This window comes from Sphingopyxis sp. 10G20-10, assembly GCF_057365075.1.
Genome location: NZ_CP195117.1, coordinates 796,464 through 820,280, shown reverse-complemented (window position 1 = coordinate 820,280; position 23,817 = coordinate 796,464). Strand labels below are relative to the sequence as shown.

The following is a 23,817-nucleotide window of genomic DNA, read 5'->3' as shown; positions in this document are numbered from 1 at the left end:
ACGCCTATGCCGAGGCCATCGGTAAAAGTCGAGCGGCGCGGCCTCTCCGCTTCACCGTCCTGGCCCTAAGCCTCTTTCCAATCGCTCGTGGTCGTAAAGGTCGGAAGGGTCATGCTGCTCGTCGATTGGGTGGCCGCTGCGATCAGATAGGGTGAGACACGGTGGCTAGTGCACAACCCGCCATTGCCATCGCTGACCAGCGGGCGTTCAAACTCAACGCCCTGTTGATGTTTGATCGAACGGCGCACGGTCGATGTCGCGAGCTGCCCTTCGCCAAAATCGATGACAAATTGCGTTCCGAGCGGCACATCGAGCAAACCTTCGATAAAGGCCCCCGTCGCCGACAGGTTACGAATGACCACGGCATAGCGATGATTGTCGTGGATGGCCGCGACTTTGCGGAACAGGGTGAAGCGGTCGTTGCGCTGTTTGGCTGGTCCCGCGGGCTTGATCGTCCAAGATCCCGCCTCGACATGTCCGAGTAACTCTTCCTGCGGCACCGACTTGCTATAGACAAAGCCTTGGACATGGCTGACATTGAGCTTGCGTATCAGTTCGAGCTGATCGAGCGATTCAATGCCTTCCGCCGTGGTTTCCATGTCCAGCGCTTCGGCCAGCGCAACAATCGCCGCGATGATCGCGCCATTGCGCGACCCCGGCTCCGTCGCGCCCTGAACAAAGCTCTGGTCAATCTTGATTTTGTCAAAAGGCGCCGACTTCAAATAGGATAATGAAGAATATCCGGTACCGAAGTCATCGAGCGCCAGCCGCACGCCCAGATCCTTGAGCGCGGTGAACATTTTGTTGGTTTCTGCCGAATCAGACAGAAATACGCCTTCGGTGATTTCCAGCTCCAGCTGGTCCGGCGGCAAGCCTGTCGAAGACAGCGCGTTCGAAACGACTTTCGGCAGATCAGGGTTGGCAAATTGGATCGGCGAAACATTGACCGCGACGCGCATTTCCCCCGGCCAGCGCGCCGCATCGCCACATGCTTTTCGCAACACCCATTCGCCAAGATCCCAGATTAAATTGGCCTCTTCGGCAATGGGAATGAATACCGAAGGTGAAATCTTGCCACGTTCGGGATGGGTCCAGCGTACCAGCGCCTCCATGCCGGTGACTGTGTCGGTCTTGGCATTGACGACCGGTTGATAACTGACCTCCATCTGCCCCTTCGTCACCGCATCACGCAGATCATCCTCCAGCGCACGACGATCTTCTGCCGACTGGTGAAGGTCGCTGGAATAGAAACAGAATCGCCCGCGCCCGTTGCCTTTGGCGCCATAAAGCGCAAGATCGGCGTTGCGGACCAGATCATCACTGCTGTTGCCGTCAAAGGGGCTGATCGCAATGCCAATGGACGCACCGATGATGCAGCGACTGCCCTCTACCGAATAGGGTTGCGACAGGCTGGAGATGATATCCGACGCCAGATCGCCCAATTTACCGCGATCTTCCCGATCGGGCAGTAAAATCTGGAACTCGTCGCCGCCAAGTCGGCTGACAAGTTTGCGATCACCGACAATTTTGAGCAGGCGCTCTGCGACTTGTTTCAACAGGGCATCCCCGGCGGGGTGGCCCAATGTATCATTGACTTGCTTAAAGCGGTCAAGGTCGAGCAGCATGATCGCACAACTGCGCTGATTCTGGACAAAGGCCGATAGTGTCGAATCAAGCGTCTTGGACATGCTGAACCGGTTGGCAAGGCCGGTCAGCGAGTCATACATGGCCAAGCGCGAGGCGTCCTCCGCAGAGCGGCGCTGGGATGTGATGTCCATCCCGCTACCGCGATAGCCGGCAAAGCGCCCGCGCGTATCCAGATGCGGCTGGCCCGATACGGCCCACCAAACCTCTTCCTCTGCGGCTGCCGCCCGCAAGGGGAGCATTTCGAATTTGGATTGTTTGGTCAGGATGAAAGGAAGGGTGCGTTGCCGCTCTTCACGACTGCTGATCGGCAGGAACAAGTCGACGAGCGGCTGTCCAAGCAGGTCGGATAGTGGCTTGCCCAATTGTTCGGCAATCGATTCGGACAAATAGGTCAGGCATCCGTTAGCATCGGTTGACCAGAACCAGCCCTGTCGGCTTTCTTCGAAATTTTTGAGGAGCAACAAGGCTTCCTGGGTCTTGAGCGTCGGCACAAAGGCTGTTTCCGACTTGCCCCGTCGCGCGCCCAACCTGCCCAAGAAACCACCGCGACCGCCGCTGTCTGACAAAGCCGATGCGTCGTCAGGACGAACTTCAACTGAATCGTCTTGCGGAACGGAGAAAGGTGATTCCATTAGGTGAAACTTCTGGTTCGTGTTGAGTAACCGTTAGTCTTTGCCTGATCGGAATTGCTAAAACGTAAAGAAGTCAATCAAATGTGCCAGCCTGGGACAGGCCCCCACATCCCCTGCGCGATGCGGTTTACCCCGGCAACAACAGGCTCGCATCGCCGTAACTGTAAAAACGATATTCGGCGTCAATGGCATGGGCGTAAGCCGCCTGCATCACATCCAACCCCATCAGCGCACTAACCAACATGAACAAGGTCGATTTAGGCAGGTGGAAATTGGTCATTAGGCCATCGATGGCCTTGAACCGATAGCCGGGCGTTATGAAGATGCTGGTGTCGCCTTCAAACGGTTGAATCTGGTCATCCTCACCTGCGGCACTCTCCAACAAGCGAAGGCTGGTCGTACCAACCGCGATCAGCCGTCCGCCCTTGCTACGCATCTGATTCAGTCGCTCGGCGGTTGCCGCATCGATGCGGCCCCATTCGGCGTGCATCACATGATGGTCGGTCTCGTCGACCTTGACTGGAAGAAAAGTTCCGGCCCCGACGTGCAGCGTCAGCGTCTCTGCACCGACCCCCACCTTGGCCAGAGCGGCAAGGAGGTCCGGGGTGAAATGTAACGCCGCCGTTGGCGCGGCCACGGCACCATCTTCACGCGCAAACATGGTTTGATAATCGGCGCGGTCCGCCGCATCGGTCGGTCGCTTGCCTGCGATATAGGGGGGCAACGGCATGGTGCCCGCGCGTTCGAGCAAAATCTCGACCGGCTCGTCACCCGCGAAGGCCAGTATGAAACTGCCATCGGCCAGTCGCTCCTCGGCCATCGCGCTGACGCCTTGACCAAAATCGACGATTTCGCCGACCCGCAACCGCTTGGCGTTGCGCACAAAGGCCTGCCACCGCCGAAGGTCCACCCGCTTGTGCAGCGTCGCCCCGATACGGGCGTCGCCACGCCGCCCCTCGAGCTGCGCTGGGATCACCCGCGTATCGTTGAACACCAGACAATCGCCCGGTCGTAGCTGCGACGGCAGATCACGAACGCCAGCATCCGACACAGCAGCGCCCGCAACGACCAGCATCCGCGCCGCATCGCGCGGACGTGCCGGACGCAGCGCTATACGGTCATTGGGAAGATCAAAATCAAAAGCGTCGACGCGCACGGTTGTTCGCGCCCGTCTGCTTATTGCGGAAGCGGAGCGTTCAGGTCGGCGGCGCTTACCGGTGCCGGGGCCGGCTGCGCTTCGGTCAGAGCCGACGCCGGGGGCATGGGGATGTTATCGGCAGCAACCGAAACCTGCACCATGCGCGACATGACTGCTGGCGGTTCGCCGCGATGGATGGCGTCGACATATTGCATCCCTGAGACGACCCGACCAAAGGCCGTATAGTGATGATCGAGGCTGAAACGCGGCTGGAGCATGATGAAAAACTGGCTGTTGGCGCTGTCATCGTCCGCCGCACGCGCCATCGAAACAGTGCCGCGAAGGTGCGGGGTATCGTTGAATTCGGCTTTGAGGTTCGGCAGCTTTGATCCGCCCTGCCCAGTCGCGGTCGGATCGCCGGTTTGCGCCATGAAACCGTCGATGACGCGATGGAATTTCAAGCCGTCATAAAAATGGCTGCGTGCCAGTTCCTTGATACGTTTGACATGTTCGGGGGCGACATTGGGATAAAGCTGGATGACCACGCGGCCACCCGTCGAAAGATCAAGGTCCAGCATATATTCGGGATTGCCGATATATTGATCCGGCGTCATCGCAGGAACCACCGGCGGAGCGGCTTCTTCGGTCGCGGTGACTTCGGTGGTTTGCGCCGTGCTGTCAGTCTCTTGTGCGGCAACAGGTGCCACCAACCCTAGCGCAAGCAGGGACAGAAACAGGGGGCGAAGTGAGAGGATCATGCTGGTACGGCCTTCATAAAATAGTGCAAATTGCGCCCCGGATGGGAGGCCCTAGCTGGAAAAAGCTGAACGCTCAATGGATGGGATGATCAACTGCCCTGTCGCAACCCGCGCTCGTCGATGCGCGCAACAACCTGATCGCGCACTGAAGGCGTCACAAATTTGCTGATATCGCCGCCAAATAGGGCAATTTCCTTGACCAGACGCGACGCGATGGGTTGCAGGCAGACATCGGCCATCAGAAAGACCGTTTCGACGCGATCATTCAATTGCTGATTCATACCGGCCATTTGATATTCATATTCAAAATCGGCGACAGCACGCAATCCGCGCACGATGACAGAGGCGCCTTCGCGCTCGGCAAAGTCCATCAGCAGCGAGTTAAAGCCGACCACATCGACATTCCCTGGAATGCCTTCCACTTCGCGCCGCACCATGTCCATACGTTCATCATCGTCAAACATCGGCGATTTCGACGGATTGGTTGTCACCCCGATAATCAGCCGGTCGACCAGTTTTGCTCCACGCCGAATAATGTCCATATGGCCCAGCGTGATGGGGTCAAAGGTTCCGGGGTAAACACCAATTCGCATCATCGATCCCTTTCCACCACATAGCGGGCTATCGCGCGCAGCAAGGCAGCCTCTTCACCAAAGCCTGACAAATGGCCGACCGCTTGATCGACCAACGCCGTCGCCTGTTCGCGCGCACGTTCCAGACCCATCAGCGTGACAAAGGTCGCTTTGCCCGCCGCCTGATCCTTGTGCAGGGCCTTGCCCGCCCGCGACTCGTCACCCTCGACGTCCATGATGTCATCAGCGATCTGGAACGCGAGGCCGATGTCGCGGGCATAGCCGCGCAGCGGGGTGCGTCCTTCGGGCGGAATGCGTCCTAGAATCGCCCCCGCTTCAATCGAAAATCCGATCAAAGCGCCGGTTTTCAATTGCTGCAGCCGCGTCACGGTCGGTAAATCGAACTGCGCGGTTTCGGCTGCAATATCCATCATCTGGCCGCCCGCCATTCCCGCCGGTCCCGCCGCCCGCGCCAACTCGCGCGCCAACTCACCGCGCACAAAAGGGTCGGTATGCGTCACAGGATCGATCAGCCATTCAAAGGCCAGCGCATGGAGCGAATCGCCCGCAAGCACTGCAGTGGCATCGTCAAAGGCCTTGTGAACCGTTGCCTTTCCGCGCCGCAGATCATCATCGTCCATGCAAGGCAAATCGTCGTGGATCAGCGAATAGACATGGATCGCTTCGACCGCGGCGCCGACACGGAGAGTCAGGTCGCGGTCAACATGAAAGAGATCGCCCGCCGCGCAGACCAGCAAGGGCCGCAAACGCTTTCCGCCACCAATGGCGGCGTAGCGCATCGCCTGATAGAGGCGGTCGCGCGGATCGGCCGGCACCGCCAATAACTGATCGAACAGACGGTCAATTGCCGCTGCGACATCGGCCTGCGCGGATTGGAGCATCTGCGCGCTTGCGGTCGCTCCATCCTCTGCGCTGGCCCCCACAGGCTCAGCCCTCGCCAAAAGGCTGGGTGCCGCTTGGCTCGCCATCGGCGCCCAAACTGACCTGTTCGATCCGCGCCTGCGCCGCCGCTAGCCTGGCTTCGCAATGCTGGCGGAGGGCGTGGCCACGTTCATAGAGCGCAACCGATTCCTCGAGGCTGACATCGCCGCTTTCAAGACGCCGGACGATGACTTCGAGTTCACTCATCGCCGCTTCGAACGACAGCGAAGCGATGATGGGGGCGGCGTCTGTTGCGGGAGCATCGGTCATGGCCCTGCTTTGGCCTTTTGCCCCCCATGCGGTCAAGCTTGACGTGGCGCGGGGTCGCGATAGGCTCCGCCGATGTTCATTGGCCATTATGCCCCCGCGCTGGTCGTCGCCACGCGACCCAAGGCTGCCAATCTTGGCACGCTGTTTCTGGCCGCGCAGATTGTCGACATTGGTTTTGCGACCCTATTGTTTCCGGGGATAGAGGCGATGCGGATCGTCCCCGGCATGACGGCGATGAACCCGATGGACCTTTATTATATGCCCTATACCCACAGCCTGCTCGGCGCGCTGCTGTGGGCGGCGGGCTTTGGTGCAATAGTGTGGGTCGCGACGCGCAAGCGCGCGGCGGCGATAGGCGCGGCGTTGGTCGTCGTGTCGCATTGGTTCCTCGATCTACTGGTCCATATTCCCGACCTCACCCTCTTTGGCGCGCCGCCTAAGCTGGGTCTGGGTCTGTGGAACCACCCGCTAATTGCCATGCCGCTAGAGATTGCCCTTATCGGCGGCGCGCTCATCTTTTATGCGCGGCATACAAAGGCACCGCTGGGCAACCGGCGTTTGTGGATATTGGCAGGGCTGTTGGCCCTGTTTCAGGCTATCGACTGGTTCGGCCCCAAAGAGGCAAGCTTTTCGCTCGCGGTACCGGCAACCATGCTGGCCGCTTATGCCGTTTTGACGGTCGCTGGCTGGTGGGCGGGCCATCATCGTCAGCCCGTTTCGGCGCGCGATTGATCGACAAAGAGCCAGCGGCGGCGGTGCGGATGCTGACTTTCCTGTTCAATGGGGGCTAGCAGCTTTGTGCCTGCACCGCTAAAGGCCGCGCATGCCAAATTCAGCCGAACCCATCACGCCCCAAACCGTCGCCGACCACGGCCTGTCACCCGAAGAATATGATCGCGTGCTGCACGCGCTCGGGCGCGAACCCAATCTGGTCGAACTCGGCATATTTTCGGTCATGTGGTCCGAGCATTGCAGCTATAAAAGCTCGCGCCTTCACTTGTCGAAATTGCCGACCAAGGCACCATGGGTGATTTGCGGACCCGGCGAAAATGCGGGAGTTATCGACATTGGCGAAGGGCCGGACGGCAAGAAGCTCGCCGCCATTTTCAAGATGGAGAGCCACAACCACCCCAGCTATATCGAACCCTATCAGGGTGCGGCCACCGGCGTTGGCGGCATTTTGCGCGACGTGTTCACCATGGGCGCGCGCCCTGTCGCCAATCTCAACGCGCTCCGCTTTGGCCGTCCCGACCATCCCAAGATGAAGCATCTCATCTCTGGCGTGGTGCGCGGTATCGGTGGCTATGGCAATTGTGTCGGCGTGCCAACGGTCGCTGGCGAGGTGAATTTCCACAAAGCCTATGACGGCAATATTTTGGTGAACGCGATGACCGTCGGCGTCGCCGAGCAGGACAAAATTTTCTATTCCGCTGCCAGCGGCGTAGGCAATCCGATCGTCTATGTCGGGTCGAAAACCGGCCGCGACGGCATTCATGGCGCGACCATGGCGTCTGCCGACTTTGCAGAGGATGCCGAAGCAAAACGCCCAACCGTGCAGGTTGGCGATCCTTTCACCGAAAAATTGCTGATCGAGGCGTGCCTCGAACTGATGGCGTCGGACGCAATTGTCGCGATTCAGGATATGGGCGCGGCGGGGCTGACCTCTTCGGCGGTTGAAATGGCGTCCAAAGGCGGCGTTGGTCTCCACCTCAAGATGGACGATGTGCCGCAGCGCGAAGCGAATATGACCACCTATGAAATGATGCTGTCTGAATCTCAGGAACGCATGTTGATGGTGCTGAAACCCGGTCGCGAAGATTTCGCCGCCGCGATCTTCAAAAAATGGGAACTGGATTTCGCGGTCATCGGAACCGTCACCGACACGGGACGCATGGTGTTGGAGCATCATGGCGAAACCGTTTGTGACATCCCACTCGCGCCGCTCGCCGATGACGCGCCGCTCTATGAGCGTCCGCACGTCCCGACACCCAAGCAAGCGCCGCTGACGAATGTACCCGAAACCACCGACGTTGCGGCGGACCTGCTCACCTTGATGGGAACGCCCGACATCGCCTCACGGCGCTGGATCTGGGAGCAATATGACAGTCAGGTCGGCGCCGACACGCTGCAAATTGGCGGCGATGCGGCCTTGGTGCGGATTCATGGCACCAACCGTGCGCTGGCGATGACCACCGATTGCACCCCGCGCTATTGCTATGCCGACCCCGTCGAAGGCGGCAAGCAGGCGGTTGCAGAGGCCTATCGCAATATTAGCGCAGTTGGCGCCTTGCCGCTCGCGGTGACCAACTGCCTGAACTTTGCCAATCCGCAGCGTCCCGAGATCATGGGACAGATCACCGGATGCCTCGACGGTATGGGACAGGCGTGCCGCGCTCTCGACTTCCCGATCGTCTCGGGCAATGTCAGCCTGTATAATGAAAGCAAGGCCACCGGCGGCGGCAGCGCGATCCTTCCCACCCCGGCGATCGGCGGAGTCGGCGTCATGGACGATCTGACCAAGGCGGTCGGCATCGGTTTCAAACGCACCGGCGACATTGTTCTCGCGGTGGGCGAACGCATGGGACATCTGGGCCAGTCGATCTGGCTGCGCGAAATTCAGGGCCGCGAAGAAGGCCCGCCGCCCCCGGTTGACCTGCGCGCCGAACGCCGAACCGCAAACTTCATCCGCAATGCCATCAATCAAAGCTGGGTCACCGCCTGTCACGACGTCTCCGACGGCGGCATGGCGGTGACGCTCGCCGAAATGGCGCTGAAGACCGACATCGGTGTGCTGATCAGCGAAGAACAACCGTTCGGTGTCGCCGAGAGCTTTTTTGGCGAGGATCAGGGTCTGTATCTGGTTACCGTTTGCGACACCTGTCTCGCCGATTTTCTGGCCTCCGCGCACCGCGCCGATGTGCCGGTCGATCCGGTTGGCCGCACGATCAAGGACAAGATCGTCTTTGAACTGCCCGACAGCGATCACAGCGTCAGCCTCGCCGATTTGCGGAGCGCGCATGAAGGATTTTTCCCGGCGCTGATGGCGTGATGGGTTCGATACCGAGTTGATATGACCGCTGACTGGATTTTCCCGCTTTTACATTACAGCGGGCATTTCCTGATGCCATTTGCGCTCGGCTGGCTTTTTTGGCGAACGCATTGGCAGCGCGCTGGCTGGATCAGCGTCGCAACCAATTTGATCGACCTCGATCATTTGCTTGCCAGCCCGATTTTCGATCCCGACCGGTGCAGCATTGGATTTCATCCCTTGCACAGCGGCTGGGCCGCAATCGTCTATATCCTGCTGCTCTTTATCCCATCATGGAAATGGCGCGCAGTGGCGGTGGGATGCCTGTGGCATCTGACCGTCGATAGCGGCGTTTGCCTGACCTTATAAATCGAAGGTCAGACGCGCCAGATTTCCGCCCTATCAGGCCGGCGCAGCGGCCATGAAATTATAGGGATCAATGCCGCGACTGCGATAGGTTTGATGCGCCTTCTGATACAGGGTCGGCTCGGCGATATTCAGCCTTTTGCGCGCCGCATCAAGCGGTTCGGCAAGCAGCGCGCGAATATCCTGATCGACGATGGACTGCGCCGCTTTGCCGCATCGTTGACCCTGACGGATTGCGGCAATCACCGGCGCTCTGGTCTTGACCTGTCGTGACAGGTGCAGCCCGCCCAGATAGGCGATGAAGAAATTGCCCAGATTGCGGGTCTGACCATAGGTGAAACCCAGCACGCACTGTTCCCCCAGCGCGTCGCGGCCATAACCGGTCAGGATATGAAACAGGTCATGCGTATCGCGCAGACGGTCACCATACCATTGAATCTGGTCGTTAAAGACCGGGCGATCACCGCGCATCTTTTCGCTTTCGGCGACAAGCCCGGCGGCAGACAGACCCTCGCGCTGCATGAATTCGACATAGGTGCGACCGACTGTGCCTGCGGGCAGTTTTTCCAGCGCCGCATGATCGTCAAGAATCGACGGCAGGCCGGGCTCGCTCGCCATCAGGCGCTGGCCACGCTCGCTGTCGATAAAGGCTTTGGCTTCGGGCACGAACCCCTTGCGCGGCAGACATTCAAAGATGTGGAACACCTGTTCGGTGTCTTCCTTGTCCTTGATGAGCTTGCGGAAATGGCTGAACGCCTTGAACGGGCGAAACTTGGGCCGCTCGCGGGCGGGGTGGGAAAAGATGGTCGGCGTCATGGCGAGTCTCTTTGCGGTTAGTCGATGAGAATAAGATAGCCTTACTGACATGAATGTCAATATAGCATTAACGGGACTAGCGGCAAAGCGCGGTGACGGTTAAGCAAACGGCCATGCAACCTCATGCCACCATCCCCTACACCGCCCTGCCCGTCCTGACCGACGCCGAGCGCATTGCCGCCGCCGAGGCCTTTCGCGACCATATTGCGGCACGGCGCAGCTGCCGCATGTTCACCGATACGCCCGTGCCGCGCGCTGTGATCGAGGCCGCGATCATGGCCGCCGGAACCGCACCCAATGGCGCCAACCATCAGCCCTGGCATTTTACCGCCATATCCGCGCCCGACACCAAGCATCGCATCCGCTTAGCCGCCGAGGAAGAAGAGAAGGTTTTTTACGCCAGCCGCGCCGGTCAGGAATGGCTCGAAGCGCTGGCGCCGCTAGGCACTGACGAGGATAAAGAGTTCCTAGACATCGCGCCCTGGCTGATCGTCGCCTTCGGGCAGCGCCGTGGCGGGATCGAGCCCGACGACAAAAAGCAGAATTATTATGTCACCGAAAGCGTCGGCATTGCGTGCGGACTGTTGCTCACAACCTTGCACAGCGCGGGGCTGGCCACGCTGACCCACACGCCATCGCCGATGGGGTTCTTGCGCGACATTTGCGGGCGCCCTGCCGACGAAAAACCCATGATGTTGATCGTCGTCGGCCATCCCGCCCCCGACGCAACAATTCCGGTGCAAGCAACGCGCAAGAAACCCCTCGACCAGATGTGCAACTGGCTCTAGCCTTCCCAACAGGGGAGGCTTTTCATGAACCAATCCGCTCTCGGCAATCGTTATGTCAGCCTCGATGCCATTCGCGGCGTCGCGGTCATGGGCATTTTGGCGATGAACATTGTTGCCTTTTCCCTGCCGACCAGCGCCTATTTCAATCCGGCCGCGGGGAGCGGCCCCAGCACATCGGACCTTGCCACCTGGGCGTTTAACTTCGTCTTTGTCGATTCCAAGATGCGCGGGCTGTTTTCGATATTATTCGGCGCCAGCACATTGCTGGTCATCGAACGCGCCCAGGCGGACGGGCGCGATGCGATGCGGACCCATTATGCGCGGATGCTGTGGCTGGGGCTGTTCGGCCTCGCCCATTATTATTTCATCTGGTTCGGCGACATCCTGTCGCTCTATGCCGCGTGCGGGTTGTTGCTGTTCCTGTTCCGCGACACCTCTATTCGAGGCCTGTTGATTTGGGCCGCCGGCTTCCTCTTCATCAGTATGGCGCTGCTGGGATCAAGCTGGCTATCCTTTGCCCTGTTGGAGGCGGGGCGGCTTCCCCCCGAAGCGGCCAAGAGCATGGCCGGAGCACTGGTCGAATTTCAAGCCGAAATGGGCGCTCACTCCGCAAACTATGGGCCTGACCTCGCCCATTATCTGGGCAGCTATCGTGACATTGCGGGGCTACGCATGGGCGACAAGGCGGCGGACCCGATTGTCCAGACATTGCTGTTTTTGTGGGAGACCATGGCGCTGATGCTCGTCGGCATGGCCTTGTACAAATCGCAGATGCTAACCGGTGAGTGGAGCGCCGCGCGCTATGCCAAATGGGCGCGGCGCGCTTTCCTGATTGCCATTCCACCACTCGCGCTGATCGCATGGCACACGCAGCAATCGGGGTTTGACGCCGTCACCGTCTTTGGCGCGAGCATGGTCTTTTCCGCTCCGTTCGATATCCTGATGACGGTCGGCTGGGCGGCGCTGATCATGTTGTTGATCCAGACGCGCGCCAGCGATGCCGTGCGCGCGCGGTTCGCCGCGACCGGGCGCATGGCGTTCACCAATTACCTCACGACCTCGATCGTGATGACCACCATCTTTTATGGCTATGGCCTCGGCCTGTTCGGCAGCGTGTCCCGCGCCGGCCTTTATCTCTTCTGTTTTGGCATGTGGGCGGCCATGTTGATCTGGTCCAAGCCGTGGCTCGACCGGTTTCATTATGGTCCGCTGGAGTGGTTGTGGCGCAGCCTGTCGCGCGCTGCGTTCCAACCGTTTCGCCGTGCCAGCGCGAACGCGCCGACCTAACCGCCCATCACCCGCGCCCGACCCGCGCGACCAAAGCCGCCTGCGCGTTTCTGGACAAGAGGATTACATTCGGCTTCAAGCGCCGCCAGCGTTTCCTCGAACAGAGAGCGTAGCGTCACCACGCGCGGCAAATATTCTTCGGGTGATATTTGCAGTTCGACACAGCGGCGCGCGAAAACCTCTATCTGTTCGGCAAGACTCGCCAGCTTCTCGGCACCAAATTGACGCGATTCGCCTTTAAGCGTGTGCGCAGGCATCACCAGTCCGCGTGCATCCTGATTACGCATCGCGTCTTCGATGGCCGCGACCGATTTGATCCCGTCCTCACGAAAATAGCCCAAAATGCGCACAAATGCGCCGCCCAACTGGGCTCGGGTCGCCCGATATTCGTCCCAATCGACCAAAGTCTGTTCCAATTCTCCGCCCCTTGGCTTGCTAGCACTACAATAGGGTCCCACGACCATATGGCCCAAGGAGAGTAAAAAAGGCGTTACGGACATTTACGGGGTCAGGCGGAAGCCGACCGATGGGCGTCAACTGCGGCGGACATCCCACTGCTGGACATCGGCCATAGAGGCCAGCGGTTGCACATCCCAGCCCTGTTGCGCGGCAAGCGCGGCGATTTCGCGGGCGGCCTGTGGATCGTCGGCCATCAAGGTAACGTGCGTTTCGCTGCGCATTGCGCGGGCCAGCCGCAGCGCGGGCCACGGGCAGCACATCCCGCGGGTATCGACGACGGAAGCCGCTTCGCTGGCCCCCGCCTCATTCGTCATAGGGATTGCGCGTGCTGCGGAAATTGAGCCGGATCGGCACGCCCTGAAACCCCAATTCTTTTCGCAGCCCGTTCACCAGATAGCGTTGATAGCTTGCAGGGAGCGAATCGGTACGGCTGCCGAACACGACAAAGGTCGGCGGTCGGTTGCGCGCCTGTGTCACATAGCGAAGCTTGATTCGCTTGCCACCCGGTGCCGGTGGCGGATTGGAGGCGACAGCGCTTTCGAACCAGCGGTTGAGCTTGGCAGTGGAGACGCGCTGGGTCCAGATGTCGCGTTGTTCGAACGCAACCTTGACCAAAGTATCGATACCCCGGCCAGTCGCGCCCGAAAGGCTGAGCAGCGGCACGCCCTTGACCTGACTGAGTCCATCCTCAAGCGCGGCGCGGGTGCCGTTGAACTGCGAGCTGGGATCGCCCGCGACATCCCATTTGTTGAGCGCGACGATCAGAGCGCGCCCTTCTTGCAATACGCGGTCGGCAATTTTCAGATCTTGCGCCTCTAGCCCGACGGTCGAATCGAGCAACAGGACGACAACCTCGGCGAAATCGACCGCGTGCATCGCATCGGCGACCGACAGCTTCTCCAGTTTTTCCTGAACTTTGGCGCGCTTGCGCATTCCGGCGGTATCAAACAATTGCAACTGGCGCATCCCGCCGCCGTCATCCCATTGCCAGTCGATGCGGATCGAATCGCGCGTAATCCCTGCTTCTGGTCCGGTAATCAGTCGGTCCTCGCCGATCATGCGGTTGATCAGCGTCGATTTACCCGCATTGGGGCGCCCCACGATTGCGAGTTTGAGCGGGCCGTCCTCTTCATCATCGACGCTGTCGCCGTCGCGCAATTCCTGTTCAGCGTCATAGGCATCGATGATCGGACGCAGGACGTCGAACAGTTCGACCACGCCTTCGCCATGTTCGGCGCTGAGAGCGACCGGATTGTCGAACCCCAGCGAATAGGCTTCGAGCAGGCCGTTTTCGCCCTGTTTGCCTTCGGCTTTGTTGGCGACAAGGATGATCGGCGTATCTTCGCTGCGCAACCAGCGGGCTATTTCCTCGTCGAGCGGGGTCACGCCAGCGCGCGCATCGATCATGAACAGCGCCGCATCGGCCTCTCGCACCGCTTTTTCGGTCTGCACCCGCATCCGGCCGGGCAGCGTCGCCGCGTCCTGATCCTCAAACCCCGCCGTATCGACGATGCGAAACTCCAGCCCCAAAAGCTGTCCGTCGCCTTCGCGCCGGTCGCGCGTCACCCCTGGCTGGTCATCGACCAGCGCCAGCCGCTTTCCGACCAGCCGATTGAACAGCGTCGATTTGCCGACATTGGGTCGACCGACAATGGCGATCGTCGCGGATCGCGCCATCTTGTTTATCCCATTCACGCGTCGGCCAGCACAGGCCGGACAAAATCATCAGCGCCAGGCGGAAAGCCGCCCGTCATCCTGTAAGATATACAGAATATTATTCGCGACCACAGGCGGCTGCGAAATCGAGTTTTTGAGGTCCGTCGTCGCCAGCGTCGATCCGTCGGCTGGTGAAAATTCGGCCAGCTGACCCTCACTGTTCACGGCGATCAAACGGCCACCGGCCAGAATCGGTCCGGTCCAACGAATCGGATCCTTCTTTTTCTTTTTTGTTTCGACGCGGAACCGCTGCAACTGCTTGAGCCAGCGAATCTTGCCGGTGGCGCGGGTTACACACAGCAATTTGGCATCATCGGTCATCACAAAGACCCATTCACCGACCACATAAGGGGTCGAAATTCCGGCAATCGAAATTTCCCAAGTGCGTTGGCCCGTGACCAGTTCATAGCTGGCCATGCGACCGCCCTGCCCCAGCGCGAACACCCGGCCGCGGTCGACCACCGGATCGGCGTCGACGTCGCTGAGGGTCGATACGGACAAGGACATGCTGGTCCGTGCCAGCGCGTCTTCCCATAGGTCGCGGCCATTTTCATAACGATAGGCCTGCACTTCGCCCGAGGAAAAGCCTGCGACAATCGAACCCTGACCAGCGGCGGGCGACGCGGCGCCAAAGACGCTACCGGGCTCAGTGGAGGCCGTGGCCTGCCACAAAACGGCACCATCGGCAGCGTTAAGGGCATAAATCTGGTTGTCCTGGGTAATCACATAAACGCCGCCAAAGGCAATTGTCGGCGCGCCGCGCAGCGGGCCAGCAGGCTTTACCTTCCAGATCACCGATCCGTCAGCCACATTCAACGCGGCCACATCACCAACCCCGCTGGTGGCATAGACCACCGAGCCGTCCACGCCTGCACCGCCGCCAAACAGCGAATCTTTGAAATCCTTGCCCGTGCTGCCGATGGCCGTGCGCCACAACAGGGCACCCGTATCAGCAGCAAAGGCCGATACTTGCGCATCGGTATCGACAACAAACAAGCGGTTGTCGGCGATTACCGGCGACGTCGACAGGCGCTGCTTGGTAGTGCTGCCGCTGATGTCAGCGGTCCAGAGGCGGCTGCGCGTCGCAGCCAGAGCGACATTCCCTATCGTCTTGGAGGCATTGCCCCCCGATTGCGCCCAATCGACATTCACGACCGGTTCGGGAAGCACGACATCGACATTGGCGATGGCCGGATCAACCTTGATGCTGGCATCATTTGTCAGAATGGACACACGCTCGCCAACTGTCGGTGTGTGCGGGCCACCTTTGCCCTTGAACGCCGCGCACCCAGCCAAAGGCAGGGACATTATTGCAGCACAAATTATCAGACGCCGTTTCAGCATATTATTTTGCTTTCCCATTTGTCGCGGGCGGCGCAGCTTTTGCCGTCGCGTCATCCCCATCCTTTTTTTCGCTTTCCGCTGCCCGGTCGACAACGGCATCGACGCCCAACATGCCAGCCATCTGAACCGCGCGCGATTGCAGCGATTTGGGGATGTCGGGAAGCTTGGCGATCCGTCCGTAAAGCGACCCCGCTTCGTCGGTCTTGCCGGTTTGATAATAAGCCACGGCCAGCAATTCGGCGGCGCTCGGGAACCAACTGGAGATCGGGTCCTTGGCGTCGACGATCGGTTTCATCCGGCTGATCACCTCTTCGGGTTTCAGCGTGTCAAATTCGATGGCCGTTTTGCGAACCAGCGCCATGTCACGCAGCGAAGAATCGATTTTCGGATCGCTGGCAACGCGACCGAGCAACGCCGCTGCGGCTTGCGTATCGCCGGTTTTCAGCTTCATATTGGACTGTTGAACCAACGAAATGGCGCGATAGGCATCGTCGCCGTCGGTTTCCAACCCTTGCAGCATCTTGGTCGCCGCGCGCGGTTCATTGCCTTTGACCTTGTCATAGGCAGCAATCAGCGTTTCGGCATTTTCGCCGCGTTTGACCTCTTGTTGGTGCTGCCAATACACCCAGCCACCAAAGCCGAGCAGGGCAGCGACGACAGCAGCCACCAGCAAAAGCCCGAAACGCCGCCATATATTGGCGATCTGGTCCTGGCGGACAGCTTCATCAACTTCTTGTAATAACGCGCTATTTTCGGTCGGGCTCGTGGCCAATCAAACCTCCATCATATTCAACAGGCTGTGGGCACAAGACCCGTCGGCGGCTTCCATAGCCGTGGCACCCGAAAAGGCCAAGCGATTCACTGGATCAGGTAATCTGCACGCAGGACTAGCCGGGGTAGATTTGATCGGCGGTCGGGAATGAACGAGACCTGACTTCTTCGGCATAGCTGCTGACCGCCGTCTCAACGACCGATGCCATATCATGATAGCGTTTGACGAATTTGGGGACGCGTTCGAACATCCCCAGCATATCCTCTGTCACCAAAACCTGACCGTCACATTGCGCCGACGCGCCGATGCCGATGGTCGGACAATCGACTTTATTGGTAATCTCAATCGCTATCGGTTCGAGCACGCCCTCGATCACCACCGAAAAAGCGCCAGCCTGTGAAACGGCAATCGCATCATCGACGATAGCGCGCGCCTCTTCGTCACTTTTCCCGCGCACGCCATAGCCGCCCATGATGTTCACCGCCTGCGGGGTCAGCCCGACATGGCCCATCACCGGTATGCCGCGCTGTGCCAAAAATTCGATGGTCGGGGCCATAACGGTGCCGCCTTCCAGCTTGACCGCGGCGGCGCCGGTTTCCTTGAGCAAGCGCGAGGCGTTGGCAAAGGCCTGTTCGGGGCTGGCCTCATAGCTGCCGAACGGCATATCGACGACAACGGCGGCATGATAGCTACCACGCACTACCGCTGCGCCATGCAGCGCCATCATTTCCATCGTCACCGCCACCGTGTGCGGCAGCCCGTAAATCACCTGACCCAGCGAATCGCCGACGAGCAGCAAGTCGCAATGCGGGTCCAGCAGCTGCGCCATCCGCACTGTATAGGCCGTCAGCATGACCAGCGGCTCGCCACCCTTGCGCTGGCGGATGCGCGGGACAGTCAACCGCTTCATGGGCTGGGGGGTCGGATTGGCACGGCTGGTCGACGTGTCATAGGTGAGTGTTTTGGGAAGTGTGGACATGGGGGCGCGGTCTAGCCGTTAATCGGGTCCGGCAAAAGCGCTTAAGCCAGCGATGGGAAGATGACTTGACATTATGTATGATATATTTAACATGGTGTTATCAAAACTTCACTGGAGCCGCTGCCATGTCTTTCCGCGAAAAAATGCACTGGGTCGCCTTCATTGCGATATTCCTTGCCTTCGGCTGGTATTTCCTCAGCTTCCCTTGGGGCGTGGTCAAAGGGCCTGCCGCACTATGGGCCGCTGGAGGAATGTTGATCCCGCTGACGCTCGGCATCATCGTGGTGATGACCATCGCCACCATCATTCTGGCCATCCGCAATCGCGGCGAAGTTCATCTGGCCGAGGATGAGCGCGACCGCACGATCCACTGGCGCGGCACGCATCTGGCCTATTATCCGATGGTCGTCGGCACGTGGAGTTGCATTGGCTTGCTGTTTGCAGGCGTCGATGGTGCCATTTTACTCAATCTGTTGCTGGCAATGGTCGTCGTTGCAGAGCTGATCCGCATCGGATCACAAATCTGGCTCTATCGGCGCGCCTGACATGGCCAAATTACCGATAGGAAATGATATTCGCACCCTGCGCTTCCTCGCAGGAGAGATGACGCAGGCCGATCTGGGCGAGCGAGTCGGCGTCACCCGCCAGACCGTCGCGGCAATCGAACAGGGGCGCTATTCTCCCTCGCTAGAGGTCGCCTTTCGCATCGCCCATGTCTTTGCCAGGCCGCTCGAAGAGATATTCCAGTGGCAAGAGGACAAGGATTAGGCGCGGGTCAGCGAATTTGCGCCCGCACCGTCGCCACCGCTTCGCGTGGGTTATCGCTGAACAATCCGTCGATGCCCGTCGCCAGATAGGCGCGGATTTCCAATGCCAGATTACCATGACCCGCCGGATTGATGCCGCCTTTGTCGGCGAGCGGCAGAAAATAATTCTCGCGGCGAAAGGTCCAGGGGTGAACTTTCAGCCCCGCCGCATGGGCATCGGCGACCAGCGATGTCGGCTCGCCCAGATTGCCGACCATCGTGCGCGGAATGATCATCGTCTTGTTGGGACCGATGCCGTCAGCATATTGTGCCACCGCCTGTAATCCCGCCGGTGTCGCCATGTCGGCATAGGTCATCGTCGCATCATCGGCGGGGCCGCCTTCGCCGTCCATCAACTGGATCAGCGGCAGGTCGCTCTTGGCCCGTAATGCCTTTAAGTTGCCGACCTCAAAGCTCTGAATAAACACCGGCGCGGAGCGGCCATGATAACCAAAACGGTCGAGCAGCGCGAGCATTGGCCCCTCGTGCGGCAAGCCAATCGACGCGAAATAGCTGGGATGCTTGGTTTCAGGATAGACGCCGACCACATGGTTGCGACCCTTGTTCACGCGGGCCAACAGCTCCAAAATCTCTTCAAATGTCGGGATGTCATATTCATCGTCATGTGACGTGCCGCGCAGGCGAGGCAGACGTTCGCGCGCGTGCAGCGTTTTGAGCTCGGCGAGCGTGAAATCCTCTGTGAACCAGCCTGTGACCTTGTGGCCGTCGATGCTCTTGGTCGCGCGGCGGTCGGCGAATTCGGGATGGTCGGCAACATCGGTGGTGTCGCTGATGTCATTTTCGTGCCGCGCCACCAGCACGTCATCCTTGGTCAGCACCAGATCAGGCTCGATGAAATCGGCGCCTAGTTCGATCGCAAGCTGGTAACTGGCCAGCGTATGTTCGGGACGCTCGCCCGACGCACCGCGGTGGGCGATGATGACCGGCGGCTTGCCATCAAGGGTCGGTTGGACGGACATAGGCTCAGCCGCGCAGCCCGCCGGCAACAAGGCCAGCGCCAGCAAAAACTGCCTCCACACCCTCATGCACCAAAACGGTCCTGCCAATCGGCTTCCTTGAATCCGACGCTGATCGTTTCGCCCGCTTCGACCACCGGACGGCGGATCATCGCCACTTGGTCGAGCATCAGTGTCTTGGCGCGCGAGGCATCCAGATCCTGCTTTTGCGCATCGGGCAATTTGCGAAATGTGGTGCCGTTGCGATTGAGCAATTTTTCCCAGCCCAGCGCATCGATCCACCGCTGCAGCCGCGTATCGGTCAGGCCGTCCTTGCGTAAATCATGAAACTGATGCGCCACGCCCTGCGCGTCGAGCCAGCGCCGCGCCTTTTTTACTGTGTCGCAATTGGGAATGCCGAAAAGAGTCACTGTCATGTCGCTATGATAGCGATTAGCTCTCGGCAATGCGAGTGTTTGCGCTGGCCAATTTGCCACGCAGTGCGCGCGCGAACCCTTCATGCAGAGCGGCGGCAATGCTGGGGTTTGCGGCAAGATAGCTGCGTAGCGCCTGCGCGGGCACAAACCACAGCCGGGCATTGGTCGCGAGCAACACGGTGCCGGTGGCATCGGTGCCATCCATGACCGTTGCCTCGCCGATTAAATCGCCACCCGACACGCTGCCGACATCGGCCTTGCTCCGCCGAATTGTTGCGGTCCCGTCGGCGAGGTAAAAGAGACTCGGCGCTGCGTGATTTTCGCGAATCAAAATCTCACCGCGCCGCGCCGATATCCAATAACCCTGATCGATCAAGCGGCGCGCGTCGCTGGGACTCAGGGTCGAAAAATGCGCATCGCGCAGCTGTTGTTCTTCATCGGTGAAACGCACATTGGAATTTTGGAACAGCGTGCGGGAAATCTGCAAAAGGTTCACCACCAAGATCAACAGCAGGATGAAGCCAAAGATGAAACGGTCATAAAACCAGAAACTTGCGACCATCTCGACCAGCATGACGGCACAAATGCCGGCGCGCACTATTTGCGTCCGCGTCGACAAGGACGCGAAAAGGAGCAGCAGAAGCGCAGCATAGCCTAGCCATGCGAAGTCAAAATTGGTCGTTCCATACATAATGCAAGAGACCTGTTTTTATCTTATGGCCCACACGTAGCAGCGAATGTCGGCTTGGCGACCCCCAAGTCGATCCACGATATCGCCTTTTCGGTACGATTAGTAACAGTTTCGACCGCGCAAGAAAAGCATTGGTGCGCGATGGCGCCATTCTTGCTAATTTCCTTGCCCTTGCCTCAGCGGCTCGAACGCGCCATGTGAGCGCGCGATTCGGATAATGGATGGATGATATGACGAAGAAATGGCAACCGCACAGCTGGCGTGCACAGGAAGTGCGGCAACTGCCGACCTATGCCGACGCCGACGCCCTTGAGGCGGCAGAGCTGGAGTTGAGCAATTATCCGCCGTTGGTGTTTGCAGGTGAAGCCCGCGACTTGACCGATGAGCTGGGCAAGGTGGCGGCGGGCAAGGCCTTTCTGTTGCAAGGCGGCGACTGCGCCGAAAGCTTCGCCGAATTTCACCCCAACAACATCCGCGACACGTTTCGCGTGCTACTGCAAATGGCGGTGGTGCTGACCTTTGCTTCCAAAATGCCCGTGGTGAAACTCGGGCGCATGGCGGGCCAATTTGCCAAGCCGCGCTCGGCCGACATGGAAGAAATCGACGGCGTATCGCTGCCCAGCTATCGCGGCGACATCATCAACGACATCGCCTTTGCCGAGGCGGGGCGTCAGCCCGATCCGCGCCGGATGATCAAAGCATATAGCCAGGCCGCGGCGACGCTGAACCTGCTGCGCGCCTTTGCCAACGGTGGCTATGCCAATCTGCGGCAGGTCAACGCCTGGACGCATGATTTCATGGACCGCAGCCCCTGGGCCAAAAAATATGAGGAAACCGCCGGGCGCATTTCAGAGGCGTTGGCGTTTATGGAAGCGTGCGGCGTCACGCCCGAAACCGTGCCGCAAATCAAAGGCACCAGCTTTTTCACCAGTCACGAGGCGCTGCTGCTCCCCTATGAGCAGGCCCTGACGCGACAGGACAGCCTGACCGGCGGCTGGTACGACACTTCGGCGCATTTCCTGTGGGTCGGCGACCGCACTCGCTTCGAAGGGTCGGCGCATATCGAATATCTGCGCGGTATCGGCAATCCGATCGGTATGAAGTGCGGCCCGAGCCTAGAGCCCGACGCGCTGCTGCGCCTGCTCGACACGTTGAACCCCGACCATGTGCCGGGCCGGATGACCCTGATCACCCGCTATGGCCATGACAAGATCGAGGCGGGGCTGCCCAAGCTGGTGCGCGCGGTCAAGCAATCGGGCCATCCGGTGGTCTGGTCATGCGACCCGATGCACGGCAATGTCATCAAGACCAACAATGGCTATAAAACCCGCCCGTTCGAGCGTATTTTGGCCGAGGTGCGCGGCTTTTTCGCGGTCCACCGCGCCGAAGGAACGCATGGCGGCGGCATCCATATCGAGATGACGGGGCAGAATGTCACCGAATGTACGGGCGGGGCGATGGACGTCACCCAAATGGATCTGGCCGATCGCTATCACACCCACTGCGACCCGCGGCTCAATGCCGGTCAGTCGCTGGAACTCGCCTTCCTGCTCGCCGAAATGCTCAATCAAGAGATGGTCGAGCGGGCGAAAGCGGCGGCATGAGCGAGCGGCGGGTCATTGTTCGTCGCGAAGTCATTCGCAACGGCGTCGGTTTTGGCAGTGCGCTGGCAATGGTCATCAGCTTCACCACGCATCATTCGGTGCTGTGGGCGATCATCCACGGCATATTCAGTTGGTTCTATGTCGGCTATTATCTGCTGACGCGTTAATCGCACCTATTTTGCAGGCCATGCTTTGATACTGGCAAAGGCGCGGCCTAGTGCGACATGTAAATCGGCATCCTCCGCCGCACCGCCCAGCGGAATCGCCGTGCTATATTCATCGCCGGGTTGGTGATAATCGCCTTCGAGAAATTTCTCGAGCAACACCATATCCGAAAAACTGCCCCCGACCATCAGCGATACCACGCCTTTTTTCCCAAGCGCCCATCCGTCCTGACGGCCAACAAAGGCATCAGCCTCACCATCCGCATCAATTTTGCGTCCCAATCGGGTCGCGACTTTGCGTACCATGGCATCATAGGCCGGACGACCGCGCCCAATCGTCGCCACAGGCGTCCCGCGTGGAGAAATAGCGATGGTATCGATATTAAGCGCAACGGTGATGTCTTTTAGCGGCACGACCGGATGCGCAGCGAAATAGGTAGCACCGAGCAGGCCGCGCTCTTCGGCGGTCGTTGCCATGAAATATATGTCGCGGTCGGGTCGCGGTCCGGCGGCCAGCTTTTTCGCCACCTCAATCAGCACCGCAATCCCGCTAGCATTGTCGACAGCGCCATTACAGATCCGATCCGCCGCGCCTTCGGGGCGGCAAATGCCCAGATGGTCCCAATGCGCCAGAAACAGCACCGCTTTTCCATCGGGATGCGCGCCGGGCAATTTGGCGATGATATTGTGGCTGTCATACGCGCGAACGTCGGTGGTGGCGGACAGGTCGGCCGTTATCGGCAAATCGATTCCACGATAGTCGGGTGACTGGGCCGCCGCCATTGTGGCATCGCTCGACATGCGCGCTTTGGTAAGCAGCGCATCGGTCGCTTCCAACGACAAAAAGCCGCTGATAGCCGGCCCGGTCGTCGCCCCGGCGAGCCGTGTCGACTTTTTGTCCACGGCGTTTCGCAGCGCTTTCCAAGGCACGGCGTCAGTGGTGATCACCAGCACCGCCGTCGCCCCTGCGTCTGTGAGCATCTGGCGGCGCGTGCGATAAGTCGGCAGATCTTTGCCAAACGGTGCATTGCCCATCAACATGATCGCCAGCTTGCCATCGACGTCGGCGTTTATCTTTCCGTCGCCATCAATGCCAAAGCCGACATAGATTGCTGGCAGCCCCTCAAGCGCGACGGACGGTCCGCTTCCGCTGAGGATAATGCCATCATCCTCGATCGTAAAATCGCGGCCATTTACCTTGAAATTGGCGGTTCCGCCGGCCGACCGGCTTTCGACCAGCGGCACCGGTTGAAGCCATGGCGTCGCGCTGCCCGATACCGGCACCAGTCCAGCCTGCGCCCAGGCCGCGCTGACATAGGCGATGGTTCGATCCTCTCCCTCGCTCCCCGGCGCGCGTCCTTCAAAGGCATCGCTGGATAGGATGCGGATGTGCTCACCAAGCTCGGCTTCGGCGACCGGCGTCTCAGCCGGTTTCTGGGCATAGGCCGACGCGGATAAGGGCGCGGCACAAAGGGCGAGGGCGGCAAAGACGGCACGAAACTGTGTTATCTGCATGAGACGGACATGGCAGTTTCCCCTTGGGCAGGCAAGATGGTGCGCCAGAAGGACGAGCGAAAATCGGATCATCATATGCGCTTTAGGCTGGCGCTTGGCCGTCAATACCGCAATATATGGTCCATTCACA

At 59.7% G+C, this 23,817-nt stretch carries 26 protein-coding genes; 9 read left to right on the top strand and 17 right to left on the bottom strand.

Annotated elements, in window-relative coordinates:
• Positions 1-65: 65 nt before the first annotated feature.
• From ACR3XE_RS04085 to ACR3XE_RS04060, 6 genes are all read right to left on the bottom strand, one after another.
• Positions 66-2,279, bottom strand: coding sequence for a putative bifunctional diguanylate cyclase/phosphodiesterase (locus tag ACR3XE_RS04085; protein WP_486185932.1), 2,214 nt, complete (start codon positions 2,277-2,279; stop codon positions 66-68).
• Positions 2,280-2,406: 127 nt separating this feature from the next.
• Entirely contained in the window at positions 2,407-3,435 is a 1,029-nt protein-coding gene (queA, locus tag ACR3XE_RS04080) for a tRNA preQ1(34) S-adenosylmethionine ribosyltransferase-isomerase QueA (RefSeq protein ID WP_473698880.1), read from the bottom strand.
• A gap of 20 nt (positions 3,436-3,455) precedes the next feature.
• Positions 3,456-4,175 carry a peptidylprolyl isomerase gene (locus ACR3XE_RS04075; RefSeq protein ID WP_473698881.1) on the bottom strand — a complete coding sequence of 240 codons (720 nt, stop codon included), beginning with the start codon at positions 4,173-4,175 and terminating at the stop codon, positions 3,456-3,458.
• 89 nt (positions 4,176-4,264) lie between these two features.
• Complete coding sequence (coaD, locus tag ACR3XE_RS04070) at positions 4,265-4,768, bottom strand: pantetheine-phosphate adenylyltransferase (RefSeq protein WP_473700368.1); 504 nt, start codon at positions 4,766-4,768, stop codon at positions 4,265-4,267.
• A complete protein-coding gene (locus tag ACR3XE_RS04065) occupies positions 4,768-5,649 on the bottom strand; it encodes a polyprenyl synthetase family protein (protein ID WP_486185931.1) in 882 nt (293 codons plus the stop codon). Before ACR3XE_RS04065 ends, coaD begins: the two co-directional genes overlap by 1 nt.
• Positions 5,650-5,695: 46 nt before the next feature.
• Entirely contained in the window at positions 5,696-5,959 is a 264-nt protein-coding gene (locus ACR3XE_RS04060; protein WP_473698882.1) for an exodeoxyribonuclease VII small subunit, read from the bottom strand.
• Between the two features lie 72 nt (positions 5,960-6,031).
• On the opposite strand from ACR3XE_RS04060, the gene ACR3XE_RS04055 reads away from it, so the two are divergent.
• The 3 genes from ACR3XE_RS04055 to ACR3XE_RS04045 all read left to right on the top strand — a co-directional run bounded on the left by ACR3XE_RS04055 (position 6,032) and on the right by ACR3XE_RS04045 (position 9,356).
• Positions 6,032-6,691 (top strand): hypothetical protein, encoded by a 660-nt coding sequence (locus ACR3XE_RS04055; RefSeq protein WP_473698883.1) that lies wholly within the window; start codon positions 6,032-6,034, stop codon positions 6,689-6,691.
• Positions 6,692-6,782: 91 nt separating this feature from the next.
• Positions 6,783-9,008, top strand: coding sequence for a phosphoribosylformylglycinamidine synthase subunit PurL (gene purL, locus ACR3XE_RS04050; protein WP_473698884.1), 2,226 nt, complete (start codon positions 6,783-6,785; stop codon positions 9,006-9,008).
• A gap of 21 nt (positions 9,009-9,029) precedes the next feature.
• Positions 9,030-9,356 carry a DUF6122 family protein gene (locus ACR3XE_RS04045; protein WP_473698885.1) on the top strand — a complete coding sequence of 109 codons (327 nt, stop codon included), beginning with the start codon at positions 9,030-9,032 and terminating at the stop codon, positions 9,354-9,356.
• Between the two features lie 33 nt (positions 9,357-9,389).
• Here the strand turns inward: ACR3XE_RS04045 and ACR3XE_RS04040 are convergent, their stop codons facing one another.
• A complete protein-coding gene (locus ACR3XE_RS04040) occupies positions 9,390-10,169 on the bottom strand; it encodes a Coq4 family protein (RefSeq protein WP_473698886.1) in 780 nt (259 codons plus the stop codon).
• Between the two features lie 113 nt (positions 10,170-10,282).
• On the opposite strand from ACR3XE_RS04040, the gene ACR3XE_RS04035 reads away from it, so the two are divergent.
• Both ACR3XE_RS04035 and ACR3XE_RS04030 read left to right on the top strand, forming a co-directional pair.
• Positions 10,283-10,957: a nitroreductase family protein gene (locus ACR3XE_RS04035; RefSeq protein ID WP_473698887.1), complete on the top strand. Its 675-nt coding sequence runs from the start codon at positions 10,283-10,285 to the stop codon at positions 10,955-10,957.
• 24 nt (positions 10,958-10,981) lie between these two features.
• On the top strand, positions 10,982-12,244 hold the full coding sequence (locus tag ACR3XE_RS04030; RefSeq protein WP_486185930.1) for a DUF418 domain-containing protein: 1,263 nt from the start codon (positions 10,982-10,984) through the stop codon (positions 12,242-12,244).
• On the opposite strand, the gene ACR3XE_RS04025 is transcribed toward ACR3XE_RS04030, so the two are convergent.
• The 6 genes from ACR3XE_RS04025 to panB form a co-directional block, all read right to left on the bottom strand.
• Positions 12,241-12,660, bottom strand: coding sequence for an Hpt domain-containing protein (locus ACR3XE_RS04025; RefSeq protein WP_473698889.1), 420 nt, complete (start codon positions 12,658-12,660; stop codon positions 12,241-12,243). The genes ACR3XE_RS04030 and ACR3XE_RS04025 overlap by 4 nt on opposite strands.
• 117 nt (positions 12,661-12,777) lie before the next feature.
• Positions 12,778-13,017, bottom strand: a complete 240-nt coding sequence (locus ACR3XE_RS04020) for a sulfurtransferase TusA family protein (RefSeq protein ID WP_473698890.1) — start codon at positions 13,015-13,017, stop codon at positions 12,778-12,780.
• A complete protein-coding gene (gene der, locus ACR3XE_RS04015) occupies positions 13,007-14,380 on the bottom strand; it encodes a ribosome biogenesis GTPase Der (RefSeq protein ID WP_486185929.1) in 1,374 nt (457 codons plus the stop codon). Before der ends, ACR3XE_RS04020 begins: the two co-directional genes overlap by 11 nt.
• 48 nt (positions 14,381-14,428) lie before the next feature.
• Positions 14,429-15,763, bottom strand: a complete 1,335-nt coding sequence (locus ACR3XE_RS04010) for an outer membrane protein assembly factor BamB family protein (RefSeq protein ID WP_486185928.1) — start codon at positions 15,761-15,763, stop codon at positions 14,429-14,431.
• Position 15,764: 1 nt separating this feature from the next.
• Positions 15,765-16,535, bottom strand: a complete 771-nt coding sequence (locus tag ACR3XE_RS04005; RefSeq protein ID WP_473698892.1) for a tetratricopeptide repeat protein — start codon at positions 16,533-16,535, stop codon at positions 15,765-15,767.
• A gap of 115 nt (positions 16,536-16,650) precedes the next feature.
• A complete protein-coding gene (panB, locus tag ACR3XE_RS04000) occupies positions 16,651-17,514 on the bottom strand; it encodes a 3-methyl-2-oxobutanoate hydroxymethyltransferase (RefSeq protein WP_486185927.1) in 864 nt (287 codons plus the stop codon).
• Between the two features lie 125 nt (positions 17,515-17,639).
• Between panB and ACR3XE_RS03995 the strand changes: the two genes are divergently transcribed.
• Both ACR3XE_RS03995 and ACR3XE_RS03990 read left to right on the top strand, forming a co-directional pair.
• The gene (locus ACR3XE_RS03995) at positions 17,640-18,059 is read left to right on the top strand and encodes a hypothetical protein (RefSeq protein WP_473698893.1); all 420 of its coding nucleotides are present in this window, start codon (positions 17,640-17,642) and stop codon (positions 18,057-18,059) included.
• Position 18,060: 1 nt separating this feature from the next.
• On the top strand, positions 18,061-18,282 hold the full coding sequence (locus ACR3XE_RS03990; RefSeq protein ID WP_473698894.1) for a helix-turn-helix transcriptional regulator: 222 nt from the start codon (positions 18,061-18,063) through the stop codon (positions 18,280-18,282).
• A 7-nt stretch (positions 18,283-18,289) separates the two neighbouring features.
• Here the strand turns inward: ACR3XE_RS03990 and ACR3XE_RS03985 are convergent, their stop codons facing one another.
• The 3 genes from ACR3XE_RS03985 to ACR3XE_RS03975 all read right to left on the bottom strand — a co-directional run bounded on the left by ACR3XE_RS03985 (position 18,290) and on the right by ACR3XE_RS03975 (position 20,311).
• Complete coding sequence (locus tag ACR3XE_RS03985) at positions 18,290-19,300, bottom strand: glycerophosphodiester phosphodiesterase (RefSeq protein ID WP_473698895.1); 1,011 nt, start codon at positions 19,298-19,300, stop codon at positions 18,290-18,292.
• 62 nt (positions 19,301-19,362) lie between these two features.
• On the bottom strand, positions 19,363-19,713 hold the full coding sequence (locus tag ACR3XE_RS03980) for an ArsC family reductase (protein ID WP_473698896.1): 351 nt from the start codon (positions 19,711-19,713) through the stop codon (positions 19,363-19,365).
• A gap of 16 nt (positions 19,714-19,729) precedes the next feature.
• Complete coding sequence (locus tag ACR3XE_RS03975) at positions 19,730-20,311, bottom strand: Crp/Fnr family transcriptional regulator (protein WP_473698897.1); 582 nt, start codon at positions 20,309-20,311, stop codon at positions 19,730-19,732.
• A gap of 323 nt (positions 20,312-20,634) precedes the next feature.
• Here ACR3XE_RS03975 and ACR3XE_RS03970 point away from each other — a divergent pair, with 323 nt between their 5' ends.
• Together ACR3XE_RS03970 and ACR3XE_RS03965 are read left to right on the top strand one after the other, a co-directional pair.
• A complete protein-coding gene (locus tag ACR3XE_RS03970; protein ID WP_473698898.1) occupies positions 20,635-22,008 on the top strand; it encodes a class II 3-deoxy-7-phosphoheptulonate synthase in 1,374 nt (457 codons plus the stop codon).
• The gene (locus ACR3XE_RS03965; RefSeq protein ID WP_473698899.1) at positions 22,005-22,175 is read left to right on the top strand and encodes a hypothetical protein; all 171 of its coding nucleotides are present in this window, start codon (positions 22,005-22,007) and stop codon (positions 22,173-22,175) included. Before ACR3XE_RS03970 ends, ACR3XE_RS03965 begins: the two co-directional genes overlap by 4 nt.
• A 6-nt stretch (positions 22,176-22,181) precedes the next feature.
• Here the strand turns inward: ACR3XE_RS03965 and ACR3XE_RS03960 are convergent, their stop codons facing one another.
• Entirely contained in the window at positions 22,182-23,687 is a 1,506-nt protein-coding gene (locus tag ACR3XE_RS03960; RefSeq protein ID WP_473698900.1) for a M28 family peptidase, read from the bottom strand.
• Between the last annotated feature and the right edge of the window lie 130 nt (positions 23,688-23,817).

What these genes read in the sequence shown, in the direction of transcription:
- ACR3XE_RS04085 (WP_486185932.1), bottom strand. Translation starts at nt 2,279, where the DNA reads ATGGAATCACCTTTCTCCGTTCCGCAAGACGATTCAGTTGAAGTTCGT.
- ACR3XE_RS04075 (WP_473698881.1), bottom strand. Translation starts at nt 4,175, where the DNA reads ATGATCCTCTCACTTCGCCCCCTGTTTCTGTCCCTGCTTGCGCTAGGG.
- coaD (WP_473700368.1), bottom strand. Translation starts at nt 4,768, where the DNA reads ATGCGAATTGGTGTTTACCCCGGAACCTTTGACCCCATCACGCTGGGC.
- ACR3XE_RS04065 (WP_486185931.1), bottom strand. Translation starts at nt 5,649, where the DNA reads ATGCTCCAATCCGCGCAGGCCGATGTCGCAGCGGCAATTGACCGTCTG.
- ACR3XE_RS04060 (WP_473698882.1), bottom strand. Translation starts at nt 5,959, where the DNA reads ATGACCGATGCTCCCGCAACAGACGCCGCCCCCATCATCGCTTCGCTG.
- ACR3XE_RS04055 (WP_473698883.1), top strand. Translation starts at nt 6,032, where the DNA reads ATGTTCATTGGCCATTATGCCCCCGCGCTGGTCGTCGCCACGCGACCC.
- purL (WP_473698884.1), top strand. Translation starts at nt 6,783, where the DNA reads ATGCCAAATTCAGCCGAACCCATCACGCCCCAAACCGTCGCCGACCAC.
- ACR3XE_RS04045 (WP_473698885.1), top strand. Translation starts at nt 9,030, where the DNA reads ATGACCGCTGACTGGATTTTCCCGCTTTTACATTACAGCGGGCATTTC.
- ACR3XE_RS04040 (WP_473698886.1), bottom strand. Translation starts at nt 10,169, where the DNA reads ATGACGCCGACCATCTTTTCCCACCCCGCCCGCGAGCGGCCCAAGTTT.
- ACR3XE_RS04035 (WP_473698887.1), top strand. Translation starts at nt 10,283, where the DNA reads ATGCAACCTCATGCCACCATCCCCTACACCGCCCTGCCCGTCCTGACC.
- ACR3XE_RS04030 (WP_486185930.1), top strand. Translation starts at nt 10,982, where the DNA reads ATGAACCAATCCGCTCTCGGCAATCGTTATGTCAGCCTCGATGCCATT.
- ACR3XE_RS04020 (WP_473698890.1), bottom strand. Translation starts at nt 13,017, where the DNA reads ATGACGAATGAGGCGGGGGCCAGCGAAGCGGCTTCCGTCGTCGATACC.
- der (WP_486185929.1), bottom strand. Translation starts at nt 14,380, where the DNA reads ATGGCGCGATCCGCGACGATCGCCATTGTCGGTCGACCCAATGTCGGC.
- ACR3XE_RS04010 (WP_486185928.1), bottom strand. Translation starts at nt 15,763, where the DNA reads ATGCTGAAACGGCGTCTGATAATTTGTGCTGCAATAATGTCCCTGCCT.
- panB (WP_486185927.1), bottom strand. Translation starts at nt 17,514, where the DNA reads ATGTCCACACTTCCCAAAACACTCACCTATGACACGTCGACCAGCCGT.
- ACR3XE_RS03995 (WP_473698893.1), top strand. Translation starts at nt 17,640, where the DNA reads ATGTCTTTCCGCGAAAAAATGCACTGGGTCGCCTTCATTGCGATATTC.
- ACR3XE_RS03990 (WP_473698894.1), top strand. Translation starts at nt 18,061, where the DNA reads ATGGCCAAATTACCGATAGGAAATGATATTCGCACCCTGCGCTTCCTC.
- ACR3XE_RS03985 (WP_473698895.1), bottom strand. Translation starts at nt 19,300, where the DNA reads ATGTCCGTCCAACCGACCCTTGATGGCAAGCCGCCGGTCATCATCGCC.
- ACR3XE_RS03980 (WP_473698896.1), bottom strand. Translation starts at nt 19,713, where the DNA reads ATGACAGTGACTCTTTTCGGCATTCCCAATTGCGACACAGTAAAAAAG.
- ACR3XE_RS03970 (WP_473698898.1), top strand. Translation starts at nt 20,635, where the DNA reads ATGACGAAGAAATGGCAACCGCACAGCTGGCGTGCACAGGAAGTGCGG.
- ACR3XE_RS03965 (WP_473698899.1), top strand. Translation starts at nt 22,005, where the DNA reads ATGAGCGAGCGGCGGGTCATTGTTCGTCGCGAAGTCATTCGCAACGGC.
- ACR3XE_RS03960 (WP_473698900.1), bottom strand. Translation starts at nt 23,687, where the DNA reads ATGCAGATAACACAGTTTCGTGCCGTCTTTGCCGCCCTCGCCCTTTGT.